Origin of the sequence: Paraburkholderia sp. BL6665CI2N2, assembly GCF_004366535.1 — a bacterium.
Lineage (GTDB): Bacteria > Pseudomonadota > Gammaproteobacteria > Burkholderiales > Burkholderiaceae > Paraburkholderia.
In genome coordinates, this window is the sequence record NZ_SORC01000003.1 from 416810 (window position 1) to 433057 (window position 16248).

The 16248-nt window shown below is 58.1% G+C and carries 12 protein-coding genes and 1 pseudogene; 7 read left to right on the forward strand and 6 right to left on the reverse strand.

What is annotated here, in order from left to right; translation table 11 throughout:
* Nucleotides 1-54 precede the first annotated feature (54 nt).
* Nucleotides 55-843, forward strand: a complete 789-nt coding sequence (locus tag B0G81_RS43365) for a cyclase family protein (RefSeq protein ID WP_134144088.1) — start codon at nt 55-57, stop codon at nt 841-843.
* Between the two features lie 132 nt (nt 844-975).
* Here B0G81_RS43365 and B0G81_RS43370 read toward each other — a convergent pair.
* Both B0G81_RS43370 and B0G81_RS43375 read right to left on the reverse strand, forming a co-directional pair.
* Nucleotides 976-2171: pseudogene (locus B0G81_RS43370) on the reverse strand (ISKra4 family transposase); the annotation flags it as partial.
* 113 nt (nt 2172-2284) lie between these two features.
* Nucleotides 2285-3040: a TetR/AcrR family transcriptional regulator gene (locus B0G81_RS43375; RefSeq protein ID WP_166679233.1), complete on the reverse strand. Its 756-nt coding sequence runs from the start codon at nt 3038-3040 to the stop codon at nt 2285-2287.
* A 123-nt stretch (nt 3041-3163) separates the two neighbouring features.
* Between B0G81_RS43375 and B0G81_RS43380 the strand changes: the two genes are divergently transcribed.
* A complete protein-coding gene (locus B0G81_RS43380) occupies nt 3164-4111 on the forward strand; it encodes a PDR/VanB family oxidoreductase (RefSeq protein ID WP_134144090.1) in 948 nt (315 codons plus the stop codon).
* A 156-nt stretch (nt 4112-4267) separates the two neighbouring features.
* On the opposite strand, the gene B0G81_RS43385 is transcribed toward B0G81_RS43380, so the two are convergent.
* On the reverse strand, nt 4268-5107 hold the full coding sequence (locus B0G81_RS43385; RefSeq protein ID WP_134144091.1) for a GntR family transcriptional regulator: 840 nt from the start codon (nt 5105-5107) through the stop codon (nt 4268-4270).
* A 511-nt stretch (nt 5108-5618) separates the two neighbouring features.
* Between B0G81_RS43385 and B0G81_RS43390 the strand changes: the two genes are divergently transcribed.
* The 5 genes from B0G81_RS43390 (at nt 5619) to B0G81_RS43410 (ending at nt 12135) form a co-directional block, all read left to right on the forward strand.
* Nucleotides 5619-6545 (forward strand): cupin domain-containing protein, encoded by a 927-nt coding sequence (locus tag B0G81_RS43390; protein ID WP_208328662.1) that lies wholly within the window; start codon nt 5619-5621, stop codon nt 6543-6545.
* Between the two features lie 30 nt (nt 6546-6575).
* Nucleotides 6576-7478, forward strand: a complete 903-nt coding sequence (locus B0G81_RS43395) for a fumarylacetoacetate hydrolase family protein (protein WP_134144093.1) — start codon at nt 6576-6578, stop codon at nt 7476-7478.
* 26 nt (nt 7479-7504) lie between these two features.
* Nucleotides 7505-9139, forward strand: a complete 1635-nt coding sequence (locus tag B0G81_RS43400) for an FAD-dependent oxidoreductase (RefSeq protein WP_134144094.1) — start codon at nt 7505-7507, stop codon at nt 9137-9139.
* Between the two features lie 189 nt (nt 9140-9328).
* Nucleotides 9329-10678 (forward strand): MFS transporter, encoded by a 1350-nt coding sequence (locus B0G81_RS43405; protein ID WP_134144095.1) that lies wholly within the window; start codon nt 9329-9331, stop codon nt 10676-10678.
* A 317-nt stretch (nt 10679-10995) separates the two neighbouring features.
* Complete coding sequence (locus B0G81_RS43410; protein WP_134144096.1) at nt 10996-12135, forward strand: porin; 1140 nt, start codon at nt 10996-10998, stop codon at nt 12133-12135.
* 579 nt (nt 12136-12714) lie between these two features.
* Here B0G81_RS43410 and B0G81_RS43415 read toward each other — a convergent pair.
* The 3 genes from B0G81_RS43415 to B0G81_RS43425 form a co-directional block, all read right to left on the reverse strand.
* Nucleotides 12715-13764 (reverse strand): aromatic ring-hydroxylating dioxygenase subunit alpha, encoded by a 1050-nt coding sequence (locus tag B0G81_RS43415; protein ID WP_166679234.1) that lies wholly within the window; start codon nt 13762-13764, stop codon nt 12715-12717.
* A gap of 116 nt (nt 13765-13880) precedes the next feature.
* Nucleotides 13881-15362 carry an aldehyde dehydrogenase family protein gene (locus tag B0G81_RS43420; RefSeq protein ID WP_134144098.1) on the reverse strand — a complete coding sequence of 494 codons (1482 nt, stop codon included), beginning with the start codon at nt 15360-15362 and terminating at the stop codon, nt 13881-13883.
* Between the two features lie 34 nt (nt 15363-15396).
* Nucleotides 15397-16248: TauD/TfdA family dioxygenase (locus B0G81_RS43425; RefSeq protein ID WP_134144099.1), on the reverse strand; the 852-nt coding region annotated here is incomplete at its 5' end.

Here is a 16248-nt window from a genome sequence, read left to right on the forward strand (position 1 = left end):
AATCATGATCGCCCGTACGCGTGCAGTAGCTTTTTTAGCCAAGGAGATTTAACGATGCATTCCTCTCTCAGTAAACTAGCCGTTGACCTTGCTCGTGGAGACGTGCGGGTGGTCGATCTCACACAGACGCTGTCTCCGGAGTTTCCGGCGCTTCAGTTGCCTCCGCAGTTTGGGCAGGTGTGGGCGTTCAAGATGGAGACAATCAGTCATTACGACGAGAAGGGACCGGGCTGGTACTGGAACAATTTCTCCTGCGGCGAGCATACGGGCACGCATTTCGACGCACCTGTCCACTGGGTAACTGGAAAGGACCATCCACAAAATTCTGTCGATACGATTGATGCGCGCAACTTCGTGGCGCCGGCAGTTGTCGTGGATGCGAGCGCGGAGATCGCTGGGAATCCGGACTGGTTGCTCACGCCCGCTTTCCTCGCGCGTTGGGAAGAGCAGCACGGCAAGATACCCGCCGGCGCGTGGGTTCTGTTCCGTACTGACTGGTCAAAGCGTACGGAGCCGGCCGCATTTCTCAATCTGGGAGAAGATGGGGCGCATACGCCCGGTCCAACGCAGGAAGCTGTGGAATGGATGATTCATGAGCGCCACGTCCATGGCTTTGGTGTGGAGACAATCAATACCGATGCAGGACAGGCCTATTCTTGGGCTGTCCCCTATCCGTGCCATACGTTGATGCACGGCGCGAATCGCTACGGCCTTCAATGCTTGACCAACCTCGACCTCCTGCCGCCGACTGGTGCGCTTATTGTCTCGGCACCTCTAAAGATAAAGAGCGGCTCGGGTAGTCCGCTGCGTGTGCTGGCTTTGGTCGAGAATCGGGCTGATTAAGCGGAGGTGTCCGTCGGGAGCTCGTGTGGGACTGTGTGAACTTCGCCAAGACGGTAGGCGGTCGCGTACCGAAGATCTCCTGACACGACGCCTCTGCTGTTCGAGAGTGAACCATTCCGGGGGCTGGAGTCTCTATGCCGCCTCCCTTAGCGCCGCTGGTTCTTCCGCCCTCATTCCCGGAAACCAGCGAGCGAAGGTTTTCCGCAGATCGTCGTTCAGGACCTGCACGCGGATTTGCTGCAGTAGATGCGCGCCGCGCTGGGTCCAACGCATCTGCTGTTTTTTCCCAAAGCGCTTGCTGACCACATAGTTCACGGTCGACTCGACAAACGCCGTGGAAATCGTCTCGTCGTGCCGGTAGCGGTCGCCGTAGTTCGGAATGAACGCCTGGTTGGCCCCGATATAGCTGCGGAATTCTCGCACCGCCTTGAGCATTTTCGTCCTGTTTGCCGGGTTCTCTTCCAGCATCTCCAGATCGTCATCCAGGTCATCAATCCGTTGCAGGGCGTGCGGAACATTGCCGTGCCAGAGATTCCATTTGACGCTTTCCAGGCGTTTCTCCAGATCGGCCAGCCCGGTTGAAGTTTCCGGGTATCTGCCGCCGGGCTTCAGTTCCGCCGTCATCCCCTTGATCATCATGCCTCATGACGGTCAAGCGCATGGTGATGTGGAACCAGTCGAGCAGATGTTCGGATTCCGGGCTGAGATAGTGCTGCAGATCACGCACGGTGTCGCCGCCATCCGACAGAAACACGACTTGCTAATTCATTTGCAGACCCTGCGATTTCAGCACCTCGTAAAGCCGGCGCTTGGGCTTGGTGTCGTACTTGTTGACGAATGCAAACACCTTGGCGCCGCCCTCGGTCTGGACACTCTCGCCAGCAATGACCTCGAACCAACCTTCGGTTTTCGACTTCTGGTCCGAAGCATGCGCATAGCCGCCATCCAGGCCGACCGTCAAGGGTGGCCCCGGTGGCGATTGTTTCGCCCAATCGCTGGGTCAACCTTCAATGAACTGGAACTGTTCCTCGCCCACCTCACCCTCGATCCGTTCGGCAACGCGTTGCAGGTGGCGCCGCACGGACGTGGGGTTGATCTCTTCGGGGATCGGCAGGACTTCCCTCAGCAACTCAACGCTCAGCCCATAGGACATCAGTGAAGCGAACCTGGTCTCCAGAATACAGTAGTTCCGGCGCGCAATGCGTGCCCAGCGGCTCTGCCAGGGGGCTTGAACTATGGCGGCCGTGGTTCTGGCAGGGGCAGTCGTAAAGACGGGGGCTGACGAGGTTGAATTTCCCGAACAGGGTCCGATAAACGAGGGGATGCCTGAGGTCAGTCGAAAAAATCGGTCGGTGACGCCAGCCCCCGGAATGGCGCGCTCTCGAGGTACAGGGACAAATCTACCCGTCGCAGCCCTCGATTTGCACCGCAGCCACCTGAGCTAGGACTTTGCGCCTTTTCGAGTGCGCGTCGCCGCAGTGTCAGCAGGCGCCAGAAGGTAGCTCTGTACCAATCTGATCAGTTCCGGCACGAGGCGCGAGTCGTCGAGGCTGAGCGGCCCCGGATCGTTCAATGTCGCGTGCACCAACACACCGGCGACCGACTGGAACGCAAAGAGGATGCGAAGCCGCCGGGCAGTAGCAGGAAGATGAGTCAGGTGCGGGGTAAGTTGCTTTTCCATGACGACGCGAAACCGGTCACCCGATTCCTTGAACAGGTCCCACATGCTCTCCTCGGTGTGCTGGAGCGAGGCGCGCAGCACGCCTCGGTTAGACCGAAAGGTACGCACTGTGATAAGCACCATTTGCTCACACAATTCGGCAATTCCCGCACGGCCGTCACCGTACTTCTGAATGACTTCACCGATGAAAATTTGTGTCCGGATGGTTTGTAGTCGCTGCATCGTCACAAAGAATGCGAGCTTGTTTTCGAACCGTCCGTAGAACGCCCCCACGGTGGTGCCGGCTGCCTGGCACACCGCTTCAATTGACAGTTCTTCCAGGGACCGGTCCTCCAGCAGGGTGCGTCCGGCATCAAGCATCGCGAGCGCCGTGCGCAAGCTTCGACGTTGCCGCGTGGGGACAAGTTCGGGCAGCAACCCCTGGTCGAGCCAACTGGCCAGTTCCGTTAGCGCGGTGTCAGATGCAGCGGTTGTCTCGTCCGCTCGAGCTTCATCGCGCACGTCAGTGCTGCCCAAGTGCCTCATAATTTATTCCTCCGTCTGCATGCCGAGAAGTGTATCCCATGCGGAAAACCCTGATGGCGAAAAGGGTCAGCCAAGAACAGAATCAGAATTATGCATCTTTTTTGTGGGCGCCGTATGCAAGTCAGAATTATCCGGAAATTCGCGGTCGCAACCGACATCTGCGTGTTCGAACTGGTCAGTCCCGATGGCTCGGTGCTGCCGCCCTTTACCGCTGGCGCACATATCGACGTCGATCTGGGCAACGGGATGACTCGCCAGTATTCGCTGTGCAACAGTCCAGCCGACCGTAGTCTCTATCGGATCGGTGTGCTGAGGGAGGTGAATTCACGCGGCGGTTCGATCGCGATGCACGCACTTACGGAAGGTGACCTGCTGGAGATCAGCAGGCCAAAAAACCATTTTCCGCTGGCGGAAGCGGCGACGCATATCGTACTGTTTGCGGGGGGCATCGGCGTTACACCAATCATGAGTATGGCTGAGCATCTGGTAAGAGTGGGGGTGTCCTTCGAATTGCACTACTGCGTTCGCGATCCGTCTCGAGCCGCGTTCCTGTCGCAGTTGACCGAAGGACCCTTCGCGGATCGAGTCCGCCTATATTTCGACAATGCCGGAGAACAGCATCGCGCGGATTTTAAAGCATTGCTGAGGATGCCTGAGCTCGGAAAGCATCTCTACGTATGCGGGCCCGCCGGCTTTATCGACGGGGTGTCAGATGCTGCGAGGTCGGCTGGTTGGGACGGACGCAACGTGCATCGAGAATACTTTGCTGCGTCCCAGCCACCCCTGGGCACGCAGGGGATTTTCCAGATCAGGTTGGCCGGAAACGGGCGGGTGGTCGATGTCGGCGAAAACGAAACGGTTATTGAAGCGCTTGCGAAGGCGGGCGTCGAGGTGCTCACCTCGTGCGAGCAGGGGGTCTGCGGCACATGCCTGACGCGCGTCCTGTCCGGCGAGCCGGATCATCGGGACTTGTATTTGACGGACGACGAGCGGTCCGCGAACGACAGATTTCTTCCATGCTGTTCGCGTTCAAAATCACCGATGTTGGTGCTCGATCTGTGAGAGCCATCGCCGTGGGAGCTTGGCCAGACAGGGCAGGGGAATCGAGCCACGAGACCCCGCCCGATCGAGGCGAACCGAGCCCGGCATGCGGACAGTCAGCGCCCAGCTTGGGCTGCACGCGCTAGTTCTTATGGACGCGTTGGTCCTGGACTCCCCTCACCGGGTAGTGTGCGGTGATGAAGTTTTCCGGCCCAGGTTCTTCTCTTTCGAAAGCAGGTCTCGACTGAGGCGCTCCAAATGACGCGTCATCTCCTCGATGGCGGAATCGGTGTCGCGCGCTCGCAGATGCCGCAAAATAAGGCGCCGTACGGAGACGAGATCGCTGCGCGGCGCCGGGCCGAGCCGAATCAGCAACTGCCGAAAAATTTCGGACAACGAATCCACCAACATAACAATGACTTCATTGTGTGTGGCTTGCGCAATGAGGCTATAGAAATCGACGAGATGGGTCGAGCGACGTGTCAGATCCCCGCTGAGCGTCAACTGCTCAATCGAGTCAATGTCGCGCTCAATGGCGTCCAGATCGACGTGGGTCGCCCTCTTGCAGGCCAGTCGCAACGCATCGTTCATCAGCAGGATACGTGCTTCGATGATGCTGTCCGTGGTGACACGGCCGAGCAGCACCATATCCTGCACCGCCTGGGTAATGATCCCGGGGTCGCCGTGCCGGATGAAAGCGCCGCCGTTGACTCCGCGCTCGCAAGCGACCACACCCGCTACTTCAAGCGTGCGCAGCGCGTCCCGCACCGCTGTGCGACTCACACCGAATTGCTCCGCCAGGTTGCGCTCTGGCGGAAGGCGGTCTCCTGGCTTGAGTCGCCCCTCGCTCACCTCGAGTCGGATCTGAAGGCAAATATCCTCATAGGTGCGTCGCGCCCGTGCGACCTTGAACTTCGTTTGCCCGGTCACGGCGCTGTCCTGTTCGGCACTTTCCTTGACGTCGATCCCCTTCGTAGGGCGCTTTGGATTGGGCGGTTTCGCGGATGCGGTAGTCATGTGCGGTCCAGTTCGAAGCTGAGAATCATTGTCGTATTTCCAATCGACGGTTCCGGAATGGCTGCAATTGTAACGTAGGAATCTCTAGTCTATTAAGGTCATACCTTTTTTGCCATGCCATCTGCTCCGAGCTTGCCTGCAACCTGCAAGTCATTGCTGCCGTGATCACCTTCGGTCCAGCGGCGCACCATCCCAGAAAAACACCATGCCGCTGACATGCCGGCCGTTATCTGATCAATCGCCCGAGCTATCCCCCATTGACTCGAAGACGTGGCGAGACTACGATGGTCCAATATTTAAAAAGGTACGACCTTTAGGTGGCGAGTCGTTAAACCGGACTCGAAATGGTTTACTCTGAAGCGCGGAGAAGATGGATATGTCTGAATTACCAGTTACCCGAACGACGGATGCAGAAGAGCGCCGTAGCCTTGCCGTCGACCTCGAACGATTCAACTGCCGGGTCCACCAGGTTGACGACCCTCCCTTGTTTACGAGGGAACCCAAATCGAGCATGCTGCCTTTGCACTGGAGGTGGAACGACCTGGCGCCGATGCTGGAGCGTGTCGGCGCGGGCCTGAAGCTCGAGGCCGGTGGCAATCGGCGGACGTTGCGCCTGACCAATCCAGGCTTGCCGTATGGCACCACGCCGACGTTCTGGGCGTCGATTCAATACATCCTGCCCGGCGAAGTGGCGACGGCACACCGGCATACGGCCCACGCGCTACGCTTCATCATGCATGGACATGGCGCGTTCACGACAGTCGACGGCGAGCAATATCCGATGAATGAAGGCGATCTCGTTGTTACGCCGGGCTGGACCTGGCATGACCACGAGCATCGCGGCGACAAGCCGATGATTTGGCTCGATGTGCTCGACATCTCGCTGGTTCGTGCCATGCATGCCACTTTCTTCGAGCCGTCTCCTGTCGATCTACAGCCCGTATCGGAGTTTCCACGCCGCTCCTGGCAACAGTTCGGCAGCGGCATCATGCGGCCGGCGCGCGCACCAGTACGTGACGGCGTGAATCCGTTGCTGATCTACCCCGCGCAACAGGCCGAGGAAGCGCTGGCAGCGGCAAGCCATCTGCCCGCCGAACCACACAGCGACACCGAGCTTGAGTATCAGAATCCTGTGACAGGCGGCCCTGCGTTGCCGACTATCGGTACGCGCTTGCAACGTATGCGCGCTGGAAGTCGCTGTCTGCGTCAGCGTCACACCGGTAGCGTCCTTAACTATGTCATTAGCGGCAGTGGTACCACCGTCGTCGAGGGCCAGCGGTTCGACTGGCAAGCCGGCGATTTCATCGCCATCCCTCCGTGGTGCTGGTATGAACACGTGAATGGCTCGCAGCAAGCGAGCGCGACGATGTTTCAGGTCAACGATGTTCCCTTGATGAAAGCGCTCGGTCTACTCCGCGAAGAATACGCGCCCGAATAGAAATTTCCTGCTTAAGCTTAGAGAGCAAAAATGAAGATTGCCGTCTTTAATGATTATCGTGTCGGGCTGGTGGAAGGAGATTCGATTTTCGACATCACCGCTGCCATCCCCAATGCGTCCGGTGCGTGGCCCCCAGTATTTATGACCCGGGCGATTGCATCGTGGGGCGAGTTGCTGCCGTCGGTGCAGCAGGCACGCAGTTTGGCGCAACCTATTCCGTTGGCATCGGTAAGTCTGCTGCCGCCTAATCCGTGCCCGGTACATGTGGTAGCGGCGCCTGCGAACTACCGCAAGCATATTGCCGAGATGGGCAGCTTGGCTGTCACCAAAAAAGGTCGTTCGGCGCGCGAGCAGGGATTTTTCATGAAGTCGACGGCGTCGCTGACCGGGCCTGCGCGCGGCATCGAACTGCCGCGCGGGTCGGGACGCCGTTTCGATCACGAGTCGGAGCTTGCAGTCATCATCGGCAAGGTGACCCGAAACGTCACGCGCGAGAACGCATTGGCATCGGTGTTCGGATATAGCTGTCTGATCGACGTCACCATGCGCATCGAAAAAGACGTCGCCGAAGAAGAGCGCGTCATGCGCAAGTCGTTCGAGACCTTCACGCCGATCGGGCCATGGATCGTGACCGCAGATGAAGTCGGCGACCCACAGCAATTGACCAACCAGCTCTTCGTCAATGGCGAGTGCCGCCAGGAGGCCAATACGCGCGACATGATAGTTGGCGTGGCCGAACTGATCGAATTGGTGTCGTCTGTCATGACACTTTACCCCGGAGATGTGATCGCCACCGGCACGCCTGAAGGAATTGGCCCAATCAAACCCGGCGACAAGGTCAGCATTCGCATCGCAAGGGTGGGGGAAATGACGGTGGCCGTCAGGGAAACGGATGCGGTGCCGATAGTCCGTTTCGAAACCACTCGAAATTAATCAACGTTCCTTCAAAGATTGAAATCATGGCAAACAGAAAAATTCCTGTCCTGATCGTTGGCGCTGGCCCGATCGGTCTTTCCCTTGCCGGCGACCTTGGTTGGCGCGGTATCGAGTGCGCGCTGATCGAAAAGTCTGACGGCGTCATCCGTCAAGCAAAAATGGATATGGTCGGCATCCGGTCAATGGAATACTGCCGGCGCTGGGGTATTGTTCCGTGGGTCGAAAACGCTGGGTATAACCGTGAATATCCTCAGGATTGCGCATGGGTGACGACGCTCAACGGGTATGAATTCGGGCGCGAGCCGTTTCCCTCCGTGAGGGCGGAACCCTGTCCGCCAGAAAGTCCGCAAAAGCGCGAGCGTTGCCCGCAGAACTTCTTTGATCCGGTATTGCGGCGTTTCGCTGAACGTTCGCAATTGGCGACACTGCGCTACGAGACCGAATTGGTGAGCTTCTCTGAGCATGAGCAAGGCGTAATTGCGACGGTGCGGAACGTGCGCACTGGCGATAGCGAAGAGATTGAAGCCTGTTATCTAGTTGGCACCGACGGCGGCGCCAGCGCAGTTCGGCAAGCGCTTGATATTCCGATGGAAGGCCCTGTTGCGTTGACGTATACGACGAACGTCATTTTCCGTCGCGACGGCCTGGAACGATTGCATCATATGAAGCCGGCCTATCGCTACATTTTTATCGGCGAGGAAGGCACTTGGGCGACGCTGGTGGCGATAAACGGGCGTGACCAATGGCGCTTTTCCGTCGTCGGGGGTGCCGACAGGCGAAGCTACTCGAATGATGAATTGCGCGCCGCGATCATGCGGGCGGTAGGTCGTGATTTCGACTTCGAGATTCTCTCGGTCCTGCCGTGGGTCAGGCGCCAACTCGTGGCGTCGCGTTACGGTACAAAACGCGTATTCCTTGCTGGTGATGCGGCTCATCTGACTTCACCCACTGGCGGGTTTGGTATGAATACCGGCATTCAGGATGCGGTCAATCTGTCGTGGAAGCTGGAATCGAAGATCAAGGGGTGGGGTGGAGACCATATTCTCGAGTCCTACGAAATCGAACAGCGTCCGGTTGGACTGCGCAACGTTGCCGAAGCCACCGACAATCTGAAGCGCATGCTCAATCCGAGAGTGAAGCAGCCTCCAAAGGAATTATTCGACGATACGCCAGAGGGTGCGCAGGCACGGATGGAATTCGGCAACGACTATACCGAAATGATGCGCCGTGAATGGTTCAGTATGGGTATTCACCTCGGCTACATGTACGAAAACTCGCCCATCATTGTGCCCGATGGAACGCCTGCGCCACCGGATACCGTCTCGACCTATACGCAGACTGCTCGCCCTGGATCGCGTGCGCCGCATGTATGGCTGGACAAGGACGTATCGACGCTCGATCTGTTCGGGAAAGAGTTCGTCTTACTGCGGTTCGGTGACGATGCTCCGTCGGGCGAAGGGTTGGTCGCTGCGGCGCAGGAGCGTAAGGTGCCGCTCAAAGTTGTGGTGATCAATAACGCGGAAGCACAGGCCGCATACGAGCAGCGGCTGGTATTGGTCCGTCCCGATGGTCAATGCGCGTGGCGCGGCGACAGTGACCCGGCGGACCCGTGCCATATCGTCGACACCGTCCGGGGTGCAGTTGCGCGAACAAGATGACGATGCATCGTACAAAGGTTTAGAGGACCAGGTTACGGGAGTGCGCCATTCTCATGCACCCCACTTTCCGTCGGTCGAACATTGACAAGTTCGCATCGCCCGTGACAAGCCTTCTTTCCGGCGCCTGGTCTTGGTCCGACATAAACGGACGTCTGCATGTGTTTTAAATCTAATTAATCGGAGACAGACATGGTTGCCCCTTCACACTCACCCTCTCTTGAGCGGAAACCCGACCGTGCCGCACCCACGTCTGTCGCCGAAGACAAGAGCTATGTCATTCGCAAGGTCGGGCGGCGCATGATGTGGTATTTGTTCGCGCTCTATCTGATTTCGATACTCGATCGAGGCAATTTGGGCTTCGCTGCTTTTTCGATGAATCGCGATCTCGGCCTGACGTCACAAATGTTCAGCGTCGGCGTCGGCGTACTCTTTCTGGGCTATGCCATTTTCGAGCTGCCGAGCAATCTGATGCTGGCCCGATTCGGCGCGCGCGTCACGCTTACGCGGATCGCATTGCTGTTCGGCGTCGTGACGATGTCAATGGCATTCGTCAAGGGACCGATGGGTTTTTACGTGGTGCGCGCGGCGCTCGGGGTGGCTGAGGCAGGGCTGAGTCCGGGCGTTTTTCTGTTTCTGAGCTTCTGGATTCCGTCGGCGTACCGGGCCCGCTATAACGCCATGTTTTCCTATGCGGTTCCGTGCGCGTATGTCCTTGCTTCCCTGATATCCGGCGCCATTCTTCAGCTCGACGGAGTGCTCAACGTGCCTGGCTGGAAATGGCTGTTCCTGCTTGAAGGTTTGCCCGCCGTTGCCCTTGGTATTTTCGGAATCTTCTATCTGACAAATCGACCCAAAGACGCGCATTGGCTCGCAGAGCACGAACGCAAGTGGCTGCAGGAAGAGGTCGATGCGGATGTGCGCCTCGAAGTGAAGCACGATATTGGGACCGCGAGGCAGCTATTGAAAAGTCCGGCAATGTTCCTGCTTTCGCTGGCCTTTATTGGCATTTTCTGCGGCGCGGCGTCATTGGCGGTTTGGCTTCCGCAGATCATGCACGCCAATGGCGTTCCACTACGCTATATCGGCTTGATCTCCGCTGTTCCGCCATTAGCCGGCATGGTCGGCATGACCTTTCTGTGCCGGCACTCCGATCGAAAGCGAGAGCGCATCTATCATGCGTCCGCCTGCATGCTGCTGGCGGCGGTAGGTTACGGCATCGTCGCGATCTCGCACGAAGTGTTCGCTTCTCTCGGTGGCTTCATGCTTGCCAACATCGGAGTTTACTCTTCGTACGCGATCTTCTGGGCGATTCCTCAAACCTACTTTCCGGCCAAAGTCAAGCCAGCGGCGATTGCGCTGATCAGCTCGGTTGGGGCGCTGTTCGGAGGCTGGATTGGGCCGATGGTCATTGGTCACGTTCAAGACAGAATGCATGATCTCGCTCCGGGCCTTGTCGTTGTCGTCGTCGTTTTTGTTATCTCGGCGTGCTGCGTCTTGCTGGCAGGCCGCGTGTTGCGCCGGTCGACGGCCACAGTTTGACAACGACACGTGGCAACGGCTATTTGCGATAGGTTGGTGTCTGGTGCGTGACCCTTGGCCGGGGCAATCTGCAGTCCTTAGCGTGCAGTCCTGTAGCGAGCGCCACGAAGCATGTCGTATGAGCAACGGCAGCAGTAGCGCTTTCAATCGTCATCGAGCCCATTTGGATCGATGCGTTGTCCGATGGCGCAGCATGCCGCCTGTCTGGATCCGAGAACGCAGCAGCATGATCGAGTTCAGCCGAATGGCTGTGGACAATGGCTATTTCGGTAGGCAGTAGCAAAACACAGTTTAAAAAAACATAATTGGAGACGGAGATGAGTAAATCACGATTCGCGCGAACTTCACGTGTGGCTATATGCGTGGCTGTAGGGTTGATCTTTCACGCACCTTCTTACGCACAAAGTTCGGTAACGTTGTACGGGATTGTGTCGGGAGGCATCGGGTATGTGAATAACGAAGGCGGTAAATCGGTTGTCACGACGTTGACCGGCAGCTTGCAGAATAATCGCTGGGGCATTCAGGGGATCGAAGATCTTGGTGGCGGCTTGCAAGCGATCTTTGCTCTCGACAGTGCCTTCAATTCCATGAACGGCAACGCACAGTTCGGGCTGGAGTTCGGCCGGCAAGCATACGTCGGACTGAGCGGCAGCCAATGGGGCAGGGTTACGCTGGGACGCCAATTCGAGGTAAGCTTCGATTATCTCGCCGAGTATTCAATGATGGTAGCGGGTACCGGCTTGGGTGCACATATTGGTGATAACGACAATATTCTGGGGAGCGTACATTACAACAATTCGATCAAGTATCGAACGCCCACTGTCAGCGGGGTTCAGGGCGAAGTGATGTATGCGATGAGTAACGATTCCAGCTTTGCGAACAACCGCCTTTTTAGCACAGGCCTTTCCTACGAATACGGCCCATTAAAGCTGGGTGCTGCGTACTCGAACCTTGACAGACCGGGAACTGTGATCAACGCCAATGGCGCAGCCACCGTCGACTACGTCGGGGTACCATTCGTGCTGTTTCACACCAGTCCGCTTAGCTCGAAGGTGGGTGTACGAACGCAGCGTGTATTCGGTGTGGGTGGCAAATACAAGGTGGGTAATGTCACACTGGCAGCCATCGTCACGGACGTTCGCTTCACCTACCTCGACAATACTAGCCTGCATCTGACCAACTACGACGCCAATGTCGGCTGGTACGCACAGCCGGATCTCGAACTCTCGGCCGGCTATACGTACACCGCCGGTAAATACGGCGGTTATGAGCGCTCACCGCACTGGAATATAGCGCAGGTTGGGTTGGATTATTTCTTGTCAAAGCGCACTGATCTGGCACTGTTCGTCGACTATGGGACGACGCATGACGGGCAGGTCGTGATGTATACGATTGCGCCGTCTTCAGTGGGCGCGAATCAACTCTTGCTCGCAGCTGCGTACCGCCTAAAGTTCTAGGCGCATACCTCAGTCGTTGATCGTCCGACTTATTAATGATTCGCTTTCCTAACGGAAAGCGTTTCTCATTTCATCTGGATTATATGTGGGTTATGCTGTCTCCCATCGGTGAACTCCGCTAGCTCGGCGCCCAAGACATCTCGCTCCGCGTTTACGTCACGATTGTGAGAAATGGGGCTGCGGGACAGGCACAGTGGCGAGCCGGCAACGGCGCCTTTGCAAGCGTATGACCCTATGCGCTCCACCGGTTGTTCAACGAGCACAGTGGTTGATGACGGTCGAATTTCGTCCGTAACATCGTGCCTTGAATGCGAGCCGCCGCAACAATTTCGACCGGCTGGCGCGGCCAATCGACTTGGTCGGGTACCGGTTATTCTGTATGTTTCTTTGCCGCCAGGATCTCGATCGCGATTACTTGTTCTAGTTGATTAGTCGAGTCGGGAGCTTGCGCAGGAAGCGTAGGCTTCGCGAATGGGGATTAGGCGGCCATTGCGCCCGCGATCTGGTTGCATGCCCAGTGGCGCCCGGCAACACGAAGAACTCGCTGCGGGTGCCGCTGGGCGCGTCGATACTCGCGGCCTACGAAGAAAGCAGCTTTTCTTTGAGAATCATCTCATCCAGAATCCGATTGCATCGAACCGGACCGGCATCGGTTTCCAGCAGAACCGGCTTGGTGGTTGCCGCGGGATAGGTCTTGCGCATCTGATATTGCGCCTCGATTATCGGCTCATCCTGATTTGCGAAGGCATGTCGCCGAGCGTCCGACAGCCATTGCCTGAAGGCGATCTGGTCCTCGTCCTTGTCGAACAATGTCCCGGTGCGCGCTGCCGCAAAGTGGTACAGCGTCGTGTCCTCGGTTTCCGGTGTCAGCAGATGCGCACCTAGCACGCCGGCGCCATCGGAGCGTTCGCCTCCGGGGGGATAGGCGCCCGTGTCGTTGAGAATGTAGCACGGTGCTGCCCAACGAATCGTCGACCAGATATCGACACGAGCGCCGTCCTTCCGGTACACCCGGTCCAGCAAGCCAGTAGGGCGTACGTTTTGCTTGGGTCGGTGGACTTTCACCGTGTTGCCTTCCTGCTCAACGCGGATTTCCGCCTTGATGGTGTCGGGCCCTCCAATGACACCATCATGCAGGTATGGTGAGTGGCTCAGATCCATCAAGTTATCTGCGACCAGGCGGTAGTTGGCATTGATCCGAAGGAAGTCTCTTCGGGTAATGTCGTATCCTGAATCGTCGTTCATGAATGAGTAGTCCGGAACGAGAGAGGGGTCTGCGGGAGCGCTGCCCATCCAGATCCAGACCATCGAGTGCCGTTCGATCGCGCTATAGCTGCGGACCTTGCAGTTCGGCGAGATTCGTTCGGAACCGTGCGGGTTTCGTACGCATTCGCCGGAAGGCACGAATTCCAGGCCATGGTAACCGCATTGCACACGATCGCCAGGCAGTAGCTTCCCCAAATGCAACGGGGCGAATTTGTGAGGGCAGAGGTCGGTCAGCGCAGCGACCTCACCTGATGTCTTACGGAAGAAAACCAGTGGTTCATCAAGGATGGTTCTCGGGACAAGCTTGCCGGCCCCGAGCGTCTCCGACCACATCGCTGCATACCACGCGTTTCGCAAATACATAAACATCTCCATTGGCACAATCACTAAGCCGGACCGCGGCGTCGCCCATCCGTCAACGCGCCCCGAGCCGGGTGGGCGCTGTCGCGTGCGGCCGCCGAAGCGGCACGCGAGGTAGTTCAAGAGACTCGGGTCCAGACGGCTTTGGTGTGAAGGAACTCCTCCATATGTTCGATGCCGGACTCGCGACCATAACCGCTTGTCTTGTAGCCGCCAAACGGCACGGCCGCGTCCATTGCCTGATAACAGTTGATCCACACCGAACCGGCGCGCAGGCCACGGGACACCTTGTATGCGTTGTTGAGATCACGCGTCCACACGCCACTGCCTAAGCCGTAGGACGTGGCATTACCCCGGGAAATCGCTTCATCCACTGTATCGAACGGCATCACTGAGATGACCGGCCCGAAGATCTCGTCGGTCGCGATGGCCATCTCGTCCCGAACGCCGGCAAAAACAGTAGGTTCGACGAAATAGCCGCCGTCCAGTCCGCCCGATTTCAGCCGATGACCGCCTGCGACCAGCTTGGCGCCCTGATCGGCGCCGAGTTTCAGATACGTTTCGACTCGGTCCAGTTGTGCCTGCGATACCAACGGGCCGAGTTGCGTATCCTCGAACGTCGGATCACCTACCCGCAACGACTTCGCGAACGCGCCCAGGCGTGCCACGAATTCGTCATGAACGCTACGCTGGACAAATAGCCGGCTGCCGGCGCTGCAGACTTGCCCAGTATTGGCGAATACAGCCATCGCGGCACCCGGAACGGCGAGGTCCATATCCGCATCGGCAAAGACGATATTCGGTGACTTGCCGCCCAGTTCCAGGGACACACGCTTGATGTTGCCGGCCGACGCCTGGATGATCTTTCGACCGACTTCGGTTGAGCCGGTAAAGGCCACCTTGTCGACGTCGGGATGCGCGGCCAGGGCTGCACCGGCAGCTGCACCTCCTGGTACCACGTTCACGACGCCGGGCGGAATGCCTGCTTCCAGGCATAGCTCGCCAAACCGCAGCGGGGACAGCGGTGCCTGTTCCGCGGGCTTAAGCACGATCGTGCATCCTGCGGCGAGTGCCGGAGCGGTCTTCCAGATAGCCATGCCGAGCGGACCGTTCCACGCGTTGATGGCGCCGACCACGCCCACCGGTTCCTTAACGGTGTGGGAGAAGATGTTGCCGGGTTGGGAGTTGTCGATGGTCTGCCCGTGGAGCGCAGTCGCCAGGCCCGCGTAGTAACGTAGCAGTGCGACCGCGCGTCGCCGCTTGCCGGCAATTGAAGCCACCGGGGCCCCCATGTCCAGTGTATCGAGCAAGGCCAGTTCGTCGAAATTCGCGTCAATCAGGTCGGCTAGCCGCAACAGGCACTGCTGGCGATCGAAAGGCTTCATGCTGTGCCACGGACCGCTTTCGAAAGCTCGACGAGCCGCCGCGACAGCTATGTTGATGTCTTCCGCGCCCCCGTCGGAGACCTCCGCTAGCGCAACTCCGTTGGCGGGATTGCAGGTCGTAAACACCTTGCCGGATAGTGCCGGGACCCACTTTCCGTCGATGAGCAACAGCCGCGTGCTGCCGTTGAGAAAGGCAGGCGATAAAAGGTTTTTCATTGATGGCTCGGCTCACAAAAAGGGATGACGGCGTTCAACGCGGGCGATCGCCAATAATCGTCGCGCGCATCATGCTGCGCGTATTCGGGTAATAGTCCGAGATCGCATAATGCTGAACGGCACGGTTGTCCCAGAAGACAACCGTGTCCTTCTCCCATTGAATGCGTACCTGGAATTCGGGGGTGCGCGCCTGCCGTAACAGATAAGCGAACAAGTCGCGCGCTTGCGTCGGCGCATCTTGATTCCAAATCCCGTCGTTCACTTGCCGGTAGTTGGCGAAATGGGTCGCAAATGCCTCGTTGACAAACAGGATCTTCTCGCCCGTTTCGGGATGGGTGCGCACGACGGGGTGTTCGACGGAGGGATATTTCTTGCGCAACTCCTCTCGTCCTTCGACCGACGGCTCACGATTTCCGAATGCCACACACGTGTCATGAATCGCGCCCAGCTCGCGAATCCTGTCTTTGACCGCTTGGGGAAGTGCTTCATACGCGGTGACCATATTGACGAAGATGGTGTCTCCCCCTACTTCCGGGCATTCCACACATCTAAGAATTGAGCCCATCGAGGGCTCGCGATAGAACGAAGTATCGGAATGGAAGACGTTCTCGATACCACGGCTGTCGCTGTTATGAACGAACGTGACGAGTTCGCGGTGGTCCGGGTGGTGGCCGATAAAAGGATGCACTTCCAGATCCCCAAAGCGGCGTGCGAATGCGACGTGCTGTGCCGGCGTCAGGTCTTGCTGGCGGAATACCAGGACCTTGTGTTCGCACAGCAACCGTCGCAACGAAGCGATGTCTTCGTCCGGGAACTCGGTGGCCAAAGCGACATTTTGAAACTCAAGGCCAATGGACGGCGACAAACGCCGCCCCATCCATTTGCC